This is a genomic window from Bradyrhizobium pachyrhizi, assembly GCF_029714545.1.
In the GTDB taxonomy this organism is placed as follows: domain Bacteria; phylum Pseudomonadota; class Alphaproteobacteria; order Rhizobiales; family Xanthobacteraceae; genus Bradyrhizobium; species Bradyrhizobium pachyrhizi.
Map to the genome: position 1 here is coordinate 7,503,663 of NZ_CP121667.1, position 19,010 is coordinate 7,522,672.

General features: G+C 58.1%; 11 protein-coding genes and 2 pseudogenes. 6 read left to right on the forward strand and 7 right to left on the reverse strand.

Annotated elements, in window-relative coordinates; genetic code table 11:
• Positions 1-94: 94 nt before the first annotated feature.
• Positions 95-1,921, reverse strand: a complete 1,827-nt coding sequence (glmS, locus tag QA639_RS35425) for a glutamine--fructose-6-phosphate transaminase (isomerizing) (RefSeq protein ID WP_283088475.1) — start codon at positions 1,919-1,921, stop codon at positions 95-97.
• A 995-nt stretch (positions 1,922-2,916) separates the two neighbouring features.
• Here glmS and QA639_RS35430 point away from each other — a divergent pair.
• Positions 2,917-4,007 (forward strand): annotated as a pseudogene (locus tag QA639_RS35430) (IS630 family transposase).
• 890 nt (positions 4,008-4,897) lie between these two features.
• On the opposite strand, the gene QA639_RS35435 reads toward QA639_RS35430, so the two are convergent.
• Positions 4,898-6,214 carry an MFS transporter gene (locus tag QA639_RS35435; RefSeq protein WP_283088476.1) on the reverse strand — a complete coding sequence of 439 codons (1,317 nt, stop codon included), beginning with the start codon at positions 6,212-6,214 and terminating at the stop codon, positions 4,898-4,900.
• Between the two features lie 1,068 nt (positions 6,215-7,282).
• On the opposite strand from QA639_RS35435, the gene gmd reads away from it, so the two are divergent.
• The gene (gene gmd / locus QA639_RS35440) at positions 7,283-8,368 is read left to right on the forward strand and encodes a GDP-mannose 4,6-dehydratase (RefSeq protein ID WP_283088477.1); all 1,086 of its coding nucleotides are present in this window, start codon (positions 7,283-7,285) and stop codon (positions 8,366-8,368) included.
• A complete protein-coding gene (gene fcl / locus QA639_RS35445) occupies positions 8,349-9,359 on the forward strand; it encodes a GDP-L-fucose synthase (protein ID WP_283088478.1) in 1,011 nt (336 codons plus the stop codon). The genes gmd and fcl overlap by 20 nt, the downstream gene beginning before the upstream one ends.
• Before the next feature lie 210 nt (positions 9,360-9,569).
• On the opposite strand, the gene QA639_RS35450 is transcribed toward fcl, so the two are convergent.
• The 3 genes and pseudogenes from QA639_RS35450 to QA639_RS35460 all read right to left on the reverse strand — a co-directional run bounded on the left by QA639_RS35450 (position 9,570) and on the right by QA639_RS35460 (position 12,128).
• A complete protein-coding gene (locus QA639_RS35450) occupies positions 9,570-10,835 on the reverse strand; it encodes an adenosylmethionine--8-amino-7-oxononanoate transaminase (RefSeq protein ID WP_283088479.1) in 1,266 nt (421 codons plus the stop codon).
• Positions 10,826-11,466: pseudogene (bioD, locus tag QA639_RS35455) on the reverse strand (dethiobiotin synthase). The gene QA639_RS35450 and the pseudogene bioD overlap by 10 nt, the downstream one beginning before the upstream one ends.
• 488 nt (positions 11,467-11,954) lie before the next feature.
• Positions 11,955-12,128 carry a hypothetical protein gene (locus QA639_RS35460; RefSeq protein WP_283088480.1) on the reverse strand — a complete coding sequence of 58 codons (174 nt, stop codon included), beginning with the start codon at positions 12,126-12,128 and terminating at the stop codon, positions 11,955-11,957.
• Positions 12,129-12,439: 311 nt separating this feature from the next.
• Here QA639_RS35460 and QA639_RS35465 point away from each other — a divergent pair, with 311 nt between their 5' ends.
• The 3 genes from QA639_RS35465 to QA639_RS35475 all read left to right on the forward strand — a co-directional run bounded on the left by QA639_RS35465 (position 12,440) and on the right by QA639_RS35475 (position 14,948).
• Complete coding sequence (locus QA639_RS35465) at positions 12,440-12,799, forward strand: Dabb family protein (RefSeq protein ID WP_283090679.1); 360 nt, start codon at positions 12,440-12,442, stop codon at positions 12,797-12,799.
• 101 nt (positions 12,800-12,900) lie between these two features.
• Positions 12,901-14,295: an aminodeoxychorismate synthase component I gene (pabB, locus tag QA639_RS35470; protein WP_283088481.1), complete on the forward strand. Its 1,395-nt coding sequence runs from the start codon at positions 12,901-12,903 to the stop codon at positions 14,293-14,295.
• Positions 14,292-14,948 carry an anthranilate synthase component II gene (locus QA639_RS35475; protein WP_283088482.1) on the forward strand — a complete coding sequence of 219 codons (657 nt, stop codon included), beginning with the start codon at positions 14,292-14,294 and terminating at the stop codon, positions 14,946-14,948. Before pabB ends, QA639_RS35475 begins: the two co-directional genes overlap by 4 nt.
• A 180-nt stretch (positions 14,949-15,128) precedes the next feature.
• Here the strand turns inward: QA639_RS35475 and QA639_RS35480 are convergent, their stop codons facing one another.
• Complete coding sequence (locus QA639_RS35480) at positions 15,129-18,221, reverse strand: multidrug efflux RND transporter permease subunit (protein WP_283088483.1); 3,093 nt, start codon at positions 18,219-18,221, stop codon at positions 15,129-15,131.
• 111 nt (positions 18,222-18,332) lie between these two features.
• Positions 18,333-18,998, reverse strand: a complete 666-nt coding sequence (locus tag QA639_RS35485; RefSeq protein ID WP_283088484.1) for an FkbM family methyltransferase — start codon at positions 18,996-18,998, stop codon at positions 18,333-18,335.
• Positions 18,999-19,010: the final 12 nt, after the last annotated feature.

Sequence of the window (19,010 nt, forward strand, 5' to 3'; positions counted from 1 at the left end):
CGCTCTAGGCTGCACCTGATCGGGCGCCGGTTTGCCGGCATGCACGCCGAACGACATGCACAAACCGCCAGGAGTACTTCCGGCGACTATCGGCTTATTCGACCGTTACCGATTTCGCGAGATTGCGTGGCTGATCGACGTCCACGCCCATCAGGATGGCCGTGTGGTAGGCCAAAAGCTGCAGCGGAATAGCATAGACCATCGGCGTAAAGGTTGCAGCCATGTCGGACAGAACAATGGTTGCGATAGGCCCTATTGCAGCTTCCGAAGCCCCCTTCGCATCGGTTATCAGGATGATGTTACCCCCTCGAGCCGCAACTTCCTGCATGTTCGAGACCGTTTTTTCGAAGAGCCGATCGTAAGGCGCGATCACCACCACCGGCACGGCTTCGTCAATCAGCGCGATCGGACCATGCTTGAGCTCGCCGGCGGCATAGCCCTCTGCATGAATGTAAGAGATTTCCTTCAGTTTGAGCGCACCCTCCATCGCTAGGGGAGACGACGTGCCGCGGCCGAGATAGACCACATCGCGCGATTTGGCGATATCATGAGCGAGCTTCTCGATCTGCGGCTCGATAGCCAGCGTTGCCGCAATCAGCGGCGGAACTTCGATCAGCTCGCGGACTAGCTTGATTTCATCGATTTCGGACAGTTCGCCTCGCTCCCTGCCTGCTGCGACCGCAATCGCCGCGATCACCATCAGCTGGCAGGTAAAGGCTTTGGTCGAAGCAACGCCGATCTCCGGCCCCGCCAAGGTCGGCAGCACAACTTCGCTCTCGCGCGCGATCGTTGACGTCGGGACGTTGACCACAGAGATGGTGTGCAGCCCCTGTGCCTTGGCGTAGCGCAGCGCGGCTAACGTGTCGGCGGTCTCCCCGGACTGAGAGATGAAGATCGCGAGATCCCCCTGGCGCAGCGGCGCCTCCCGATAGCGGAACTCCGAGGCCACGTCGATCTCGACCGGCACGCGCGCCAGTCGCTCGAACCAGTATTTGGCAATTTGGCCGGCGTAGCTCGCCGTACCACAAGCCGTGATCCAAATGCGCTGTATGACCTTAAAGTCGAACGGCCATTTGGAAGGCAGTTCAATGCGCCCACGAGCCATATCGACATAGTGCGCCAGGGTCTGCCCAACCACTTCCGGCTGTTCGTGTATTTCCTTGGCCATGAAGTGACGATAATTTTCCTTATTGACCAAGAGCGACGACGTGCCGTGGCTTGACGCTTCGCGGTGGACAATGCTGCCGCTCGAGTCATAAATGACGCCGTTCGAACGGGTAAGCACGGCCCAATCGCCGTCTTCAAGGTAGATGATGCTGTCGGTGAATGGCGCGAGCGCAATAGCATCTGACCCTAGATACACTTCGCCATCACCATACCCAATCGCAAGCGGCGATCCCTTGCGCGCGCCGATCATGAGGTCCTCGTGGCCTTTGAACAGAAACGCCAGTGCGAAGGAACCGCGCAGCCGCGGCAACGAAGCCTTCACCGCGTCTTGCGGCGAATAGCCATTCTTCAAATAGGATTCGACGAGATGTGCCACCACCTCGGTATCGGTCTCGGAGGCGAAGTCCGCGCCGTTCTGTTCCAGTTCGGCACGTAGCACACGGAAATTCTCAATGATTCCATTATGAACGACTGCAACGTGATCCGCCATATGTGGATGTGCGTTGCGCTCGGTGGGCTTGCCATGGGTGGCCCAGCGCGTGTGGCCAATGCCGGCGTGACCCGATAGTGGATCGTGCTGCAACTTCTCCGCAAGGCGTTTCAGCTTGCCCTCGACACGCCTGCACTCGAGGTCGCCGTTCTCGAGTGTGGCGACGCCTGCCGAGTCATATCCGCGATATTCTAGTCGCTGGAGTGACTCGACCAAATGTCCAGCGACCGGACCACGACCTAGGATGCCAATAACTCCGCACATACCGACCAATTCGCCCCAACGTCAAACCACGACGATAATTTCAGAACCACAGAACAATTTGATTGATAGCGGATTCGCTGTGGAGGCCTGGCGCGGATGGACCAGGGCTGGATGTTCTGCGTCCATCCATCAGCGTCACGCGAAGTGCGAGCAAGATCGAACGTTCTAGCCATCTAAGCTCAATCAGCTTGACCGCTGCTTGGCGACCTACCGCTGGCTAAGCGGAAGTACAACAGCAGACGAAAGCGGGTCCCAGATGAGCCGAACGTTTAGGCAAGTCCTGACGAACGTGCGTGACAGGCAGTTCGCGCGTAACCAGACCCTTCACGCGATAAGGAAGATGGTAGTCAGGGTCGCATTGAACGGGCTGCGTGGATACATCTTGCAAGTCGGCCGGCCCTTGAGATGGACGGGACTCGATCGACGGCGACGAACCGCTTGTCCTGCGGTAGAACTTCATAATCGCAGCCCCCTCACCTTGCCTGGTGCCCCGTCAAGCGCCATTCATTGTCCTCCCATCAGATCTCGCAAGAACGCTCCGCGTCCCATCTTATCTCCGGATATGCTCTGCACTGAATGACGTGGCTCAACCCGCTATGCGTCTCATCATGCGTATCGTGAATCGCTTCTTTGGCAGGATCCGGCCCTTAAGGAGGGTGATGCCAGGATCGATGCAAGCCGCGTTAATTCGATAGGAGCGAGACTAGGTCAAGAGAGAACGATCGCTCAATTGTACGGAGGTAATGCCCCGATATCGAAAAGTTTGAAGAACTATACGAGCGTTTGTAACCGCTTCCACCGACGCCAACGCTGCCGCGCAAAGGGGCACGTCCCAAAGGACTCTTTCTCGTTGCTAGCGGAAAGGCGCCAGCCGTGTATGTCTCGCAGACACACGCAAGACGCTATTAAATCCAATCTCACCTAGTGTTCCGTCCCGCAAGTTCGTAGCATAATTATTGCATCAGTTTCGGGTATCCTAATCGAAGGGATACCCGATGCGGACAGGACGGCCGAAAGCGGCACTGACGATATCCAGCGACGAGCGCACGCATCTTTTGGCCATCACGCGGTCGCGCTCTCTGCCCGCAGCGTTGACGTTGCGGGCGAAGATCGTGCTGGCCTGCGAGCGTGAGCCGAGCAACGCCGTCGTGGCGACGCGGCTTGGCGTCGGCCCGCACACGATCGGCAAATGGCGCAAGCGCTTCATCGCCGACCGGATCGAGGGGCTCTACGACGAGATGCGTAGCGGCAGGCCCCGCACGGTTGAGGATGAGGCGGTGGCCGAGTTGATCACCAAGACACTCGCTCGGAAGCCCAAGGCCGCAACACACTGGAGCGTGCGCGCGCTCGCTAGGGAGACCGGGATTGCCAAGAGCACCGTTCATCGCCTGTTTCAACTCTTCGGTCTGCAACCTCACCGCACCCGTAGCTTTAAGCTTTCAACCGATCCCTTCTTCGTCGAGAAGCTGCGCGACGTGGTCGGACTTTATCTCAATCCACCCGACAAGGCCGTGGTGCTTTGTGTCGACGAGAAGAGCCAAATCCAGGCCCTCGAACGAACCCAGCCCATGCTTCCCATGGGGTTCGGCTACATTGAAGGCGTCACCCACGACTACCAGCGCCACGGCACAACCACGCTGTTCGCCGCCCTCAATGTGCTCGACGGCGCGGTCATCGCCCAATGCAAACCCCGCCATCGCCATCAGGAGTTCCTCGCCTTCCTGCGTCACATCGAGGCCAACGTGCGCCAGCCCAGCTCGACGTCCATCTCGTCGTCGACAACTACGCCACCCACAAGCATCCCAAAGTCAGAGCTTGGCTCGCACGCCGTCCGCGCTGGCACATTCATTTCACGCCTACCTACGCCTCCTGGCTTAACCAGGTCGAACGCTTCTTCGCCCTCATCACTCAACGCGCTATCCGTCGCGACTCCTTCGAATCCACCGCCGACCTCGTCAAGAAAATCGATCGCTTCATCCGCACCCACAACAAAAACTCACGCCCCTTCGTCTGGACTGCTACAGCTGACTCAATCCTTCAGAAACTCGCCCGACTTTGTCAGCGAATTTCCGGGACGGAACACTAGTGACGTGAGATTGAAGGCATACGGTCACTGCTTCCTCACCGCGTAGCTCTTTCCAGATGGGACTTGAGGCTTCTGAATCGACCTCTGTATCTGCGGGGATCCACATCAAAAAAGCGATCGAGCATGGCATTTACCTGATCTGCAACCTCGATCGTGTTGAAACGTCCAGCGAGCATCGTCATCGCTGTAACCAGCTGAGGACAGATCTCCCCGATCGAGGCAGCACGCCATGTTCACTAGCGGAACATCAGCGGCAATATAGGCCATAGGAGAATCCCGCAGGTTTTCTCCGCCGGCATCGGGCCATAATTCAAATGGCGTTCCGTATCATCGATAGGCCGCATGCTACGGCGTTCTCTCGCAACGCGGAAGCACATGGGACTCATAGACCGTTTTTCGCTGATCGGGCCCGTGGAAATCACAGCCCAGTTTCACGCATTCGCCCTCAAGATCGCTAGATAGACGAATCCCCTTCACAGTCCCGGAGCGCCTTAACCTGGCGAGATTTGCGTAAGATTGGCGATGGCCTGACAATTGCATCAATCATGACAAACCCGCGGCCAGCTTGGGGATAGTGCCCGCACAGTTAGAGCGCGATCCGACCTCCCGTGCTGTGGCCAATCACGACCGGCCTGAACAGCTCAAGTTCAGCGCATTGCCGAGCGATATCGTCGGCAAACCCTACGATGGTATTACACCTCGGGGCGTCACTGACGCCATGTCCGAAGATTGACCGCCACGGTCCACCGCCTCTGCGCGAAATGGACGAGCTGTGGCGAGAAGATGCCGAACCATTGATCAGGAGGAGCGCCGGGTCTTGCGCGGCGGCCGGTCAGACCTCAACGTGCCCCAACGTACATCCGTAGCGGTCCAACAAGACCGGCATGAACTTATCGGAGATCACGGTTTCTGCTCTTGAAGCGAGCTTGCATTTGGGTCGACCACGGCGCCGCATTGGCGGGAAGAACGACACCAACGTGGACTGCTACCGCCAATAGCGAGAAAGCAAGCATTACCACTGCGGTCGAAAGCAGCGAATGCCCGTCAAAGAGCTCGACGACCAAGGCGCTGGACAACGCGGCGCCTGCCATCTGCGCGAATGCTCGCGCCGCGCTCGTAGATCCTGAGATTTCTGGCATTGGCCGCATTGCCTCGCTGATGACGAACGGCGAAATCAAGCCGAACGACGACCCGACACCCGCCAAAATCAACACCACCACAACAGCCGATTTGTCTCCCACCAATGCCATGAGAAGCAAGGATATACCCATGATGATCGAGAGTGTGAGGCCGACCGCAAGCAGCTGCGCGGACGATGCGCCCCGGCCACAGAAGCTCCTGTTGAGCCAGGCACCGGTCACGATCGACAGCGAACTTGCACCAACGATCGTACCATAGGCGTTGGGACCGAAAACGTTGGAGAAGAACAGCGATGATCCGGTGACTGAGGCGAATACGGCTCCGGCCGCCGCCGCATTGCAAAGGATGTTTCCGAAGCAGACCGGGTGACGCAGCACGCGACGATAATTTCGGACGATCGTCGCAGGATCGAATCTGCCGCTTGGATGGACTGTGGCACTTTCTCTGAAGCAGGACATCGCCGCGAGCAAAATCAATCCTCCTGCGATAGGCACGACGTATAGGGACCGTAAGCCATGCGCTGGAACGACAATGTCAACCATTGGTGCCACCATCGGAACGACGGAGGTTGCCAAAACGACATTGGTCATCTGTGCCCTTCCGGTCTCGCCGTTGAAGAGGTCGCTCACAATTGCGATCGCAGCAATCCCGGTAACAGAAGCGCCGATACCCTGGAGCGTGCGAAAGAACAGAAACAGTGACAGGGAGTTGGAGAGAGCGCACCCCACACCCGCAAATATCAGGAGTACGCAACCGCCTAAAACGATTGGCTTACGGCCGAAGCAATCCGATATCGGTCCGCAAACGAGAAGCGTCATTCCAAAACTCATGACATAGGCGCTCATCGCCACAACGACGTCGCCTGCCGTCGCTCCGAGGCTAATTCCTGTCGCCGGCAGACTTAGGGCAATCATGTCAACGCCGAACGCCGACAATGAAGCCATAAGAGCCAGCAACAAGGTGCATGAGAACGAATCGCGATGAATGAGCAAGGCCTGTTTTCTCTTGATGGGCATCGAGCTAGCGCAGCACAGTTTCGAGATGTTCATCCGCAACAGACGGTGCATTCATCGCGGTCTGCCTCACTGATCGTGGAATTGTTACCTTCGTGCCGAGTCGGCCAAAACGGCTTCCATGATTCTAACGGTTCGGCATATCGAGCAGAGGCCCGACATAACGAAACACGTTAGCTTTCTTTCGCTAGTGAGATCTTCTCGCGTGTTAAGTCCGAATCCGCTTCCGACCACCGGTTCAGGCAACAACCGCTCGAGAGCAACGCGCCCCTTTCCTTGGCTACGACGCCGTCACTTGCTGCGCTCGAGGTACGAATCGCAAGGGAGACGAGACGTGTTGATCCGCCACGAATTGTTGACGCCCGCGCGTCGCTTTAGGCATGGTTTTAAGCCTACAACCTAACGCTGCGTCCGATTCAAGCTATTTTTTGATGGTCTCGCAGACTTCTCATACTGCCGGCGTGACGTGCCACCACTCCCAACCCCAATTGTCAGGAAGGCACTCCTCACCGAATGCAGACGCAGGTCGCAAAAGCGGAAACAATTCGCCGCACGCCCGCTTCTGAAGAATAGTTTGCTGCGGATTTGGCCGCGCGACAATGCCGCTACGACGGATACGCCGGATCAGATAGCTCCCTGACCACATTCTACGGCTATGATAGCCTGTGACCGGAAATGACTTGGGTCCACGGCTATCGCATGTATCGAAGAGCGGCACGCCCGTATGCATCGAGGTGCAGCTCGCAGCATATCCTGCCGAACGGCATACCGCTGACAGTAGGCGCAGCGGAACACAGCCGCACGCCGGCTTCGTATTAGAGACTTTCTTCGCCATGATCGCGTCGCTTTGATACGGCCTCGAACGCATGTGCACTCAGATACATTTGTTGCATGCTTGCCTGCGGCCCTAACCGCAATGTCCTAGCTCCTAACGCCTGAACAGATGTTCGGGCCCTGCAATGCCATATAAATCAATGTATATGATGTGCTTGCCTAGTTGATGTGTATGGTTAGGTGAAATATCGCTCCCCTCAATGTGATAGCAGGCCCTATCTGGACCTTTTCGAAAATTAGTTCCAAATGACGTTGCCAGAATGCCTGCTCGCGCAAACTGGAAAGGCAATGACGGTTCACGATTCAAAACGGCGCGTTGCGCTGATCACCGGCGTGACCGGGCAGGACGGCGCCTATCTCGCCGAATATCTGCTCGGTCTCGGCTACACCGTGCACGGGATCAAGCGCCGGTCGTCCTCGTTCAACACCGCGCGCGTCGATCATCTCTACCAGGATCCGCACGCCGGCAACGCGCCGTTCCTGATGCACTATGGCGACATGACCGATTCGACCAATCTGATCCGGCTGGTGCAGCAGATCCGGCCGACCGAGATCTACAATCTGGCCGCCCAGAGCCATGTTGCGGTCAGCTTCGAGAGCCCCGAATACACCGCGAATGCGGACGCGATCGGCGTGCTGCGCCTGCTGGAGGCGATCCGCATCCTCGGCATGGAAAAGGAGACCCGGTTCTACCAGGCCTCGACCTCGGAGCTCTACGGGCTGGTGCAGGAGGTGCCGCAGAAGGAGACCACAGCATTCTATCCGCGCTCTCCCTATGGCGTCGCCAAGCTCTACGGCTACTGGATCACGGTAAACTACCGTGAGGCCTACGGCATGTTCGCCAGCAACGGCATCCTGTTCAACCATGAGAGCCCGATCCGCGGCGAGACCTTCGTGACGCGCAAGATCACCCGCGCCGTCGCCCGCATCGAGGCCGGCCTCGAGGGCAAGCTCTATCTCGGCAATCTCGATGCCAAACGCGATTGGGGCCACGCCCGAGACTATATCGAGGGCATGCACAAGATATTGCAGGCGGACGAGCCCGACGACTTCGTGCTCGCGACCGGCGAGACGCGCTCGGTCCGCGAATTCGTCGAGCTGGCATTTGCCGAGGTCGGCCGCAGCATCGAATGGCGCGGCAGGGGCGTCGAGGAGATCGGCGTCGACAAGGCGTCCAGCAAGACCCTGGTGCAGATCGACCCGACCTATTTCCGCCCGACCGAGGTCGATCTTCTGATCGGCGACGCCAGCAAGGCGCGCGCCCAGCTCGGCTGGGCGCCGAAGACGCCGTTCGCGCAGCTGGTGAAGGAAATGGTCGCCAGCGATCTCGTCGAGGCCAGGCAGGATGCGGCCAATGGCAAGCACGGCGTTTGAGCTGAAGGGCAAGACGGTTTTCGTCGCCGGCCATCGCGGCATGGTCGGCTCGGCGCTGATGCGCCGGCTGGCGCGTGAGCAGGCTGATCTCCTGACCGTGTCACGCAGCGAGGTCGATCTGCGCGACCAGGCCGCGGTCAACGCCTGGTTTGCCGCGAAGCGCCCGCAGGCCGTATTCCTTGCCGCCGCCAAGGTCGGCGGCATCGTCGCCAACAACACGCTGCGGGCGGAATTCCTCTACGACAATCTGGCGATCGCGACCAATGTGATCCAGGCGGCGCATGCCAATGGCTGCGAGAAGCTGATGTTCTTCGGCTCGTCCTGCATCTATCCGCGCCTGGCGCCGCAGCCGCTGCGCGAGGATTCGATGCTGACCGGTCCGCTGGAGCCGACCAACGAGCCCTATGCCATTGCCAAGATCGCCGGCATCAAGATGGCCGAGGCCTATCGCAGCCAGTACGGCGCCGATTTCATCAGCGTGATGCCGACTAATCTCTACGGTCCCGGCGACAATTATCACCCTGAGTACAGCCACGTCGTCGCCGCGCTGATCCGCCGCTTCCACGAGTCCAAGGTCTCGGGCGCCGGCAGCGTCGTGGTGTGGGGCACCGGCACGCCGCGCCGCGAGTTCCTCTATGTCGACGATCTCGCCGACGCCTGCATCTATCTGATGAAGACCTATTCCTCGCCGGAACTGGTCAATGTCGGCACCGGCGAGGACATCACTATCGCCGAGTTTGCCCTCGTGGTTGCCGCTGCTGTCGGTTACCGTGGTGAGATCAGCTTCGATACGTCGCGCCCGGACGGCACGCCGCGCAAGCTGCTCGATGTCAGCCGGCTGGCCCGGCTCGGCTGGCGCGCCACCACCTCGCTGGAGGATGGCATCGCCCTCGCCTACCGGGCGTATCTCGACGAGAAACAGAGATGCCGCGAAAAGCGATTTGCTCGTCTCGAACAAAACAACTGCGTCGATCGCGGCGAGATTGCTTGACAAAATCCCGCGTTATCAAGGAATAGCGCAGCAAAGGCGCTGCGGATCCGCCGCCCAGCATAATCGTCTGACTGCATTGGCGCACTTGGAGCCGTCCAGACGCGGGCGCGGAGCATTTGCCGCAACGAGTGCCGAGATGAGATTCGAAGACGTCATCATCGTGCGATCTCTGGAATTGCGAGAGCGCACGTTGCGATGCGCATGGCGCCTTCAGATCAACGCGTCGGCTGCTTCGCGAATGCCCATGTAAATGTCGTCGAGATCTGAAGCCGTAATGCAGTACGGCGGCATAACGTAGATGGTGTTGCCAAGCGGGCGCAGCAGCAGATTTCGCGCCTTGAAGAAAGCCTGAAGCTTCGGACCGATGGTCGCAAGATAGCCCGTATCCCTCACCTTCAGATCGAGCGCTGCGATGGTCCCGGTGCGGCGGACGTTTGCAAAGCGCGGATCCCTCCGGAATGGCTCGATCGCCTGCTCCTGCATAGTGGCGACCGATGCCAGACGATCACGAGATGCGCTGTCTTGCCAAAGATCGAGGTTGGCCTTCGCTGCAGCGCAGGCCACCGGATTCGCAGCATATGAACCCGAATGAAAGAAGGTACGCGTTCGATCTTTCGAATGGTGTGCTTCAAAAATGTCATCGCGGCAAAGTGTCACCGCGAGCGGAAGCGCACCTCCCGTGATACCCTTCGAATAGCAGACGATATCTGGAGTGATGTTGGCTTGCTCACAGGCGAATAAAGATCCGGTGCGGCCCCAACCGGTCATGACCTCATCGGCGATGAACAGAACTTCAGATGCTTCGCAGATCCGTTTCATCTCCTTGAGCACCCAGGCGGGGTACATTAGCATCCCGCCAGCCCCCAACACGAGAGGCTCGACGATAAACGCCGCTGGAATTTCGTTTCGACACACGGCTTCGAGCGCATCAAGAGTCACCTGTTCACGACCACTTGCTGGGAACGGAACCGAGGTCACGTCGAACAGCAGCGGCCCGTAGGCCACGTTGAATACGCCGCGGGCGCCAACCGACATCGCCCCAACCGTGTCGCCGTGATAGGAATTTTGCATCACGACAATGCGTATGCGCTGCTTGCCAATATTATGCCAATAGCCGAGCGCCATTTTTAAGGCGACTTCCACACTGCCTGAACCACCATCGGAGAAAAAGACATGGTCGAGACCAGGCGGCACGACTTTCAATAGCAGCGCCGCAACCTCCTCAGCCGGATCATGGGAATATCCGGCAAAGATGATCTGATTAAGCTTGCCAGCTTGCTCCTGGATTGCTCTGACGATATTTGGATGGCAATGGCCATGGGTTACGACCCACCAGGAGGAGATTGCATCTACGATGCGGCGCCCATCTGACGTGTAGAGATAAGCTCCATCTCCGCGCACGATCTTGATCAGCACGTCTTGCAGCGCGTGTTGCGTGAACGGATGCCAGATCGGCGACCTCTTCTTTAGCGCCATGGCTTGAAATCATCTCGACGGAATGAAGCGTTGAACGCGGCCTGCAGCGTGTCTGCCGACAAAGGAGCAATCCAGGGCAACCGCCCTAACCAACGCACCCGGCCCATCTCGCAAATCGCCTCACAGCTTCCGGGTTCTTTTCACCGACGAAAGCTATTCCGAGAATGTCGATGTGACGCCTTCGGAGAGCCTCTATGGAGAGCAGCGGCTGGTTAATCGCTCCCAACGCAGTGCTCGCGCAAAGCACGATTGGAAGCCGCCATCGCTCAAAGATGTCGATGTAAAGTGTGCTGCCACTCAGCGGTACCATCAGCCCGCCGGCCCCCTCGACCACAAGCTGCCGCTCCCCGGTATCGGGCACATTGAGCGAATCCGTGTCGATGCGAACCTCGTCGATTTCGGCGGAATGATGGGGCGAAGCGGGAGTTCGCAGGCGATAAACTTCCGGCACGATGCGATCGGATGTGAGACTGCCGAGCCTTGCGACCAGCTCGGTATCGGTCGCTCCAGCGAGACCCGCCTGAATCGGCTTCCAATAGCTCGCGCCGAGAAGATTGGTGAGCCCCGCGCAGAAAATCGTCGTTCCAATTCCGCTGTCCGTGCCTGTCACCACGATCTGCTGCAGCCTCATCAAGCTTCACCTCATATCTCCTGGAACAGAACGTCGAGCATGGACGTCATCCTCGACGACATAGAGCGTCATTGAAACTTGCAGGACCGGCTGCGCCCCACAATCTAGCGTGCTGAACCACCTAATTGCGACCGACCATTCGTCAATCGTATCGGTTGTCTGGCAGATCGCGCTCGCCGTAGGCGTGCCATCGCTGTACGAACCGGACTGACCTGCGCTCGCAGCCGAAGGATGTATCCTAATTGTCTCAGAACGGTACGATACGTACTCGAGGTGGTCCGCGAACGACCTATCGAAAAATGCTAGATGAACCGGGGCGCCGGACAATGTTCAACCCGACATGGTTCTTTGCAGGTCAAGCGGCGCGCAAACGATGCCGTTTCCGCAAATCGTCTCTCGCACGAGCTGCCACATCCCGGGCCTCGTCACAATACTAAAGTGAAACAGCGAAAAAACCGACCTATCGTGCCGGCTCCATGGGCGCGCCATTACATAGGCGGCAAACCGCGCTCCGGTTCGATGTTGCAGATTCCGATCCGTTCGTTGATCATTCTGCCGCGTCCAGCAGCAGTCGCACGTTTTTTCCATGCCTTAGGGCTGCCCAGCGTGATGGCGTGATCACTCGCAAGCCTTGATGGACGGCAGCTTGCAAATTCTTCCATTTGTACTCGCGATCGAGCGCCTAGCGGTTTGCCATCGCGGCTCAATCAGGATCGCCGCCTGGTGCAAAAGCGCTGCGAGCGCGCAACGTCAATCAAGCCGTTCCACCTGCTCGCGTGCCACATTCAGACCATTGGCCGCCTCGTAGTCCAAATGCTTCGATCAAAGAAAAGGTTCTTGCGAGCTTCTGCCGCAGGTCCCCAGCTTCCGGACGAGCGGCAAACTTGCTTCTGCCGTAAGAGCGCCAGCATTGCGCAGAGCCTGATCCCGAGCTAAGGATGCAGCCGAGTTGCAGCGTCTCTTTCCGGTCACCATGATCCGTCACATCGTGTTCTTCACGGCCAAGGATAAGGCCGATATCGACCAAATCATCGACGGTCTATCAGTTCTCACTACAATTCCCCATGCACGCCGACTTGAAATTGCACGTAACCGCAAGGGCGATCAACTCGGCAACGATGTCGATGTCGTTGTCTATGGTGAGTTCGACAGCGAGAGAGATCTCGCAGCGTACAAAGCGCACAATCTGTATCTGCAGGCGATCCAGCGCGTGCGACCACTCCGGGAGCTGCGCTTTGCCGCCGATTATGAACTATCAACAGACGTCCATGTCGCTGGAACGGGAGGGTTGAGCCAAAATGCTCGGTACAGCCGACCGGCCGACACGGGCTAATTTGATGATCAGACTCAGGTATTCGTCCGTTTCGGACGAAACGTGACCTTTCTCTGGACGATCGGTTCGAACTCCGCCAACCATCGGTGATCGCTAGCACTATGGACGTCCGTGAATTGCAGTGGATCGAGCCCGTCAAGGCGCTGCGATGCCTTGCGCGCCGGCCACACCTTGCCTTTCTTGATAGCGCAGCGCGGCATGAAGCGCTTGGGCGGTATTCATATCTATCGTGCGAACCGTTCAGCACCTATTTGGTCACCGATGGACATGCAAGTTGGAATGGAGAGACCGTTAACGGCGATCCTTGGATAGTGCTTCGCGCCCTTCTCGCCAGATATCGGGAAGAACATCGCCCTGATCTTCCGCCCTTCCAGGGAGGTGCGGCTGGCTTTTTTGCTTACGATCTGAACAGGACGTTGGAGCGATTGCCGGCGCCGGCAAATCCCGGTCAGCGCTTGCCCCACTCGATTCTGCATTTCTACGACGTGGTCGTCAGCTTCGACCACCACCACGGCAGGTGCTGGATCGTCTCAACCGGATGGCCGGAGCAAGATCCCGCTCGACGAGCCGAGCGCGCGCGTCGTCGCGCCGACGAGTTTGCGGCGCTGCTTGCCAATCCAAAGGTTCCGCGGATTATAATCCCTGCCACGGCGGGCGCATGGCATTCGAACTTCAGCCGTGAAGGCTACATCGCGGCGGTCCAACGCATCGTCGATCTGATTCTAGCAGGGGACGTATTCCAGGCAAACATTGCTCAACGGTTCATTACAAAGGTGTCGCCCCTATTCGATCCGCTCACCTTTTACTGCCAGCTGCGCTCATTGAACCCGGCGCCGTTTGCAGCCCTCCTGCGCTATGGCGAGCTGACCATAGCGTCGAGCTCCCCGGAGCGGTTCCTGAAATTTGATGGACGACAGGTCGAAACGCGCCCCATAAAGGGCACGATCGCGCGTTCCGCCGACCCGAAGGAAGATCAGCGCCGCGGTGAAATCCTCCTTACATCCGAAAAAGACCGTGCCGAGAACATCATGATCGTCGACCTCCTGCGCAACGATCTGTCGCGCGTTTGCACCGCGGATTCGGTCGAGGTTCCAACGTTGTGCGACCTCGAGTCCTACGCTTCAGTGCACCATCTCGTCTCAATGGTGAGGGGCGGACTTGCGGCAGGCAAAGACGCGATTAGTCTGCTTCGCGCCTGTTTTCCAGGCGGGTCCGTGACCGGCGCTCCAAAAGTGCAGGCGATGAAAATCATCGCGAACATCGAGCAAGTAGCACGAGAGGTCTATTGCGGGGCGATCGGCTTCATCGGCTTCAACGGGCACATGGATACAAACATCGCGATCCGCACTGTGACGATCGATAATGATCTGGCTGCGTTTCATGCAGGTGGCGGGATAACGGCGATGTCGGATCCAGAGGCCGAATACGAGGAGACGCTCGCCAAGGCACAGCGAATCTTTGAGGCCTTTCAGGCCACAACACCTGGTGCATCTTGATTGTCATCATCGACAATTACGATTCGTTCGTCTTCAATATTGCGCGCCATTTCCGTAAACTTGGTGAAGCAACGGAGGTGATCCGCAACGATGCGCACAGCCTTACCGAAATTGTCGGCCTTAGACCGCGCGCAGTGGTCATTTCGCCCGGTCCCTGCACGCCACTGGAGGCTGGGATATCGACCGCCTTGGTGCGCGAACTTTCAGGTCGCATCCCAATTCTCGGTATTTGTCTTGGACACCAGTGTATAGGCAGCGTCTTCGGCGGACGCGTCGTGCGCGCTCGTCGTCCTATGCATGGCCGGTCCTCCTGCATAACGCATGACCGTCATGGGCTGTTCAGCGAACTCCCGTCCCCACTTTGCGTCGGTCGCTACCATTCGCTCGTTGTCGAGCTGGATGAAGCATCCAGTCAACATCTTAAGGTAACGGCGCACTCCGACGAAACCGAGGTCATGGCCCTCGCCCATCGCTGTCACCCAACCTATGGCGTACAGTTTCATCCGGAATCGATATTGACCCAATATGGCTCCATGCTGCTGATGAGCTTCTTGCAAATTGCAAACGCCTTCGCGAGCAGGAGGATCGACGCCCGCGAACCGTTGCCAACGACTCTCTCAAAGGACGCATCCGAGCCACCATCCAGGATATGATCGCGCGCACTGCAGCCGCTGGTTCAGCCCGGCCGCTAGCAGGAGTTCTGCTCGCGACGTCAGTGACTTGATCGCTCTAGAGGCGCGATCGAGCGTCCCTCGGTCGACCGACGGCGGCAATTCGTGGCGCGAGCGCACCGGGAGCGTAATTCGCGGCTCCTGTGCTTGGAGCGTTCAGCGTCATCGATTGGCCAGCTGGGCATCAGCTGCCCCGGTGAGGGCGAGCTCGGCGTGGTCGGCGCTTGCGTCGGCGCGGTGGTCGGAAGCGATCGCGACATAGACCGCCGGCAGCACGAAGAGCGTGAACAGCGTGCCGATCGACATGCCCGCGACGAGCACGAGCCCGATCGAGAAGCGGCTCGCGGCGCCCGCCCCCGTCGCGGTCAACAAGGGTAAGAGGCCCATGACCATCGCCGCCGTGGTCATCAAGATTGGACGGAGTCGGACGCGCGCCGCCATCTCGATGGCCGAGCGGCGATCGAGCCTCTCCTTGAGCTGCAGCTCATTCGCGAACTCGACCATCAGGATACCGTGCTTGGCAATCAACCCGACCAATGTCAACAGTCCGACCTGGGTGTAAATGTTCATGGTCGCCGCATTAAAGAATAGCGGGATCAACGCGCCAACGATCGCCATCGGTACGCTGATCATGATGATGAGGGGATCGCGCAAACTTTCGAACTGCGCCGCAAGCACCAGGAAGATGATGATGAGTGCAAATGCAAAGGTGATGGCGAGTTGATTGCCCTCCTGCACATATTGGCGGGCGTCGGAAAGGAAGTCGTGGCTGAAGCCTGCGGGTAGCTTCTTTGCCTCCCCATCCAGGAAGTCCACAGCCTGACCGATCGTGACGCCGGGCATCGGTACAGCTTGGAAGGTCGCGGAATTGAGTTGGTTGTAATGGGTGAGCACGTTCGGATCAGTTGCCGTCTCGATGGAAACCACGGTTGACAGCGGCAGCATCGAACCTGCCGCAGTCTTCAGAAAATAGCTGCCCAGTGATTCCGGCGTCAGGCGTTTCTCGCGCGTCACCTGCGGGATCACCTGATAAGAGCGGCCCTGCAGATTGAAGCGATTGACGTAGTTTCCGCCAAGTAGCGTCGCGAGCGCGCTACCGACGTTCTGCATGGTGATGCCGAGATTATTAGCCTTGGAGCGATCGACTTTGATTCGTACCACGGGCTGGTTGAATTCAAGGTCGGAGTCGCTGACCATGAACAGACCGCTGTTGCGCGCGGCATCCTTCAGCTTCGACATCTGCTCATAAACAGCCTGGAAACCACGCGTCGAGTTGATTACCATCTGCACTGGGAGACCACCCGACCCACCCGGAAGCGGCGGCAAGCTAAAGGCAAATGAGTTGATGCCTTCGATCTTTGACAGCTCAGCCTGGACCAACGGCTTTAGCTCGATCGATGACCGCTTGCGCTCGTCCCACGGCTTGAGCAACATGCCCGCCATGCCGCCTTGCGGACCGCTAATGCCATTGAGAACGAAGCGCAGATCGGTCTCGGGAAATTTCTGGAACGCGTTGTCGAGCTTGGTGCCGTAGTAGTCCAGGTAATCGATGTTGGCGTATTTCGGCGCCTTGGCTATTGCGAATACGATGCCTTGATCTTCCTCAGGTGCAAGTTCCTTGGAAATATGCATATAGAGAAAGCCGACGAGGCCCAGCATGGTCAGCGCAAACAGCCCGGTAATCGGGCGATAGTCGAGCGAGCGGTCGAGCTTACGGCCGTACCAGCGTGTCATGTCGCCGAACACACGGTTCACAAGCGCCGCAAAGCGCCCCTCCTCAGCGCGCTTCAGGAAGACCGAGCACATCATCGGCGACAGCGTCAACGCGATCACGCCAGACACGATCACCGAACCCGCCAACGTAAGCGCGAATTCGCGGAACAGCGCACCGGTGAGGCCGCCGAGAAAGCCGATCGGCGCATACACGGCGGCCAACGTAATCGTCATGGAGACGACGGGGCCAACAATCTCTCGCGCGCCGTTCGTGGCGGCCTGCATGGGCGGCGCGCCTTTTTCCAGATGGCGATGAATGTTTTCCACCACGACAATCGCGTCGTCCACCACGAGACCGATCGCGAGCACCATCGCGAGGAGGGTCAGGAGATTGAATGAAAATCCCAACGCCAGCATCATGCTGCAGACGCCAACAAGCGACAGCGGAATAGTGACGACGGGAATGATGACCGACCGCAACGAGGCCAGGAAGAGGAAGATGACCAGCACCACGATCACGACGGCCTCAATGAGCGTGTTCTTCACTTCATCGATCGATGATTGAATGAACTTGGTGGAGTCGTAGGCCACTTTCATCTTCAGCGACGGCGGCAGATTGCGCTCCAGTTCGGGAAACAACGCTCGAACACCTCGCACGATGTTCAGGGGATTTCCTTGCGGGCTCGGCTGCACGCCGATGAAGATCGCGTGCTCACCATTCATGGCGACGCTGACGTCTGTGGTCTGCGCGGCAAGCTCGACCGTTGCAATGTCCTCCACGCGCACAAAGCCGCTGTCATTGGCTTTGACGATCATGCGCTTGAAGTCCTCGACACTCCGCAGATCAGTGTCGACCGTTATATCAGAAAGGATGAAATAGCCCTTGGCCTGACCGGCCGCGGCCTGGAAGTTGTTGGCGGCGATTGCAGCCGAAACCTCGGCCGGCGACACTCCGTGCCCCGCCATTCTTACAGGATCGAGCCATAGCCGCATCGCAAAAGTCTGGCCACCCAGGATATCTGCCGCCGCGACACCATCTACGGTCGACATAATGGGCTGTACCACCCGCGAGAGATAGTCGGATATCGCGCTGGCCGTCAGTTCTTCGCTCGAGAAGGCGATATACATGACAGCGGTGGTCTGACCGGTAGACTTCGTGACGACAGGATCGTTCGATTCCTTCGGGATCAGATATTTGACCGAGTTGACCTTAGAGAGCACTTCAGTGAGCGCCTCGTTGGAATCGAAATTGAGCTTGATGTAGACTTGGATCGTCGAGGTACCGAGAACCGAGGAGGACGTAATGTAGTCGACACCCTCGGCCGAAGCGACCGCCTGCTCCAGCGGAGTGGTGATGAACCCCTGGATCATGTCCGCGGAGGCGCCAGGATAAGACGTCGTGATAGTGACGAGCGTATTCGACAGCTTGGGATACTGCCGAATCGGCAGAACGGCGGCCGCGCGAAGGCCAATCAGCAGGATCAGCAGACTGACGACGATGGACAGCACCGGACGTTTGATGAAAAGCTCGGTAAATGCCATCGCGGCGCTCGCATTCAATAGACAGACGCAAATTCGGCAAGTCACCGCCCTATCATCAATGCGGGGACTGCGGCTAACGCCTGTAGCGTGAGGGAAGCGGACTCGGTTGCTCTAAAGGCTCTTGTTCCTGAGCAACACATCACCCTCTACTTCGCGAGGATATTGAGCGACCATTTCGAATGAAGGTAGAAGCTTGAGCATGGCCTGAAGGCTCAGCTGACCTTCGTAAAGCTCCTTGTCGCTGTATTCGGTGTAGATGAAGCGCGTATTATTTAAGATCTGCCTGCCGCCAGCGAAGACATCAGCCTCCGCTCCTTGCACATCCATCCAGATCAAATCAATTTTGTTCAGCTTGGCCTCGGCGCACCAGTCATCCAGGCGTCGCGTTTCAACCGATATCGGGCTATCGAACCGTACCCAATCATACTCGGTAAGATGATTCTTGGGTCGCCGTATCGATCCAGAAAGAGCCCAATCCTTTGCTTCTCTATCTCCGTTGCTTGGATGGAAGTCGACGCTACCATTCTTGTCGCTAATCGCGACCTCGAATAGACGAATCTTCTCGAGATTGAAACCAATGTTTTTCTTGAAGCGAGCGATCGCACGGGGATCCGGCTCGAAGCAGTAGATATGAGCTTCTGGACAAAGCTGAAGAAAACGTAACGAGTCAGTTCCGTCGTAGCTGCCTATGTCCAAGATCACAGGATCTGGCTTCTGAAGGAACGAAACAATACGCTGATGGACCTCCAGCGCGGACCCGGGCTCACGTGTATCCATTTAACTCTGTCC

Bases quoted from the DNA above. Each gene is read 5' to 3' on its own strand.
- glmS (WP_283088475.1), bottom strand. From the start codon at position 1,921: ATGTGCGGAGTTATTGGCATCCTAGGTCGTGGTCCGGTCGCTGGACAT.
- QA639_RS35435 (WP_283088476.1), bottom strand. From the start codon at position 6,214: ATGCACCGTCTGTTGCGGATGAACATCTCGAAACTGTGCTGCGCTAGC.
- gmd (WP_283088477.1), top strand. From the start codon at position 7,283: ATGACGGTTCACGATTCAAAACGGCGCGTTGCGCTGATCACCGGCGTG.
- fcl (WP_283088478.1), top strand. From the start codon at position 8,349: ATGGCAAGCACGGCGTTTGAGCTGAAGGGCAAGACGGTTTTCGTCGCC.
- QA639_RS35450 (WP_283088479.1), bottom strand. From the start codon at position 10,835: ATGGCGCTAAAGAAGAGGTCGCCGATCTGGCATCCGTTCACGCAACAC.
- QA639_RS35460 (WP_283088480.1), bottom strand. From the start codon at position 12,128: ATGGAAGAATTTGCAAGCTGCCGTCCATCAAGGCTTGCGAGTGATCAC.
- QA639_RS35465 (WP_283090679.1), top strand. From the start codon at position 12,440: ATGATCCGTCACATCGTGTTCTTCACGGCCAAGGATAAGGCCGATATC.
- pabB (WP_283088481.1), top strand. From the start codon at position 12,901: ATGGACGTCCGTGAATTGCAGTGGATCGAGCCCGTCAAGGCGCTGCGA.
- QA639_RS35480 (WP_283088483.1), bottom strand. From the start codon at position 18,221: ATGGCATTTACCGAGCTTTTCATCAAACGTCCGGTGCTGTCCATCGTC.
- QA639_RS35485 (WP_283088484.1), bottom strand. From the start codon at position 18,998: ATGGATACACGTGAGCCCGGGTCCGCGCTGGAGGTCCATCAGCGTATT.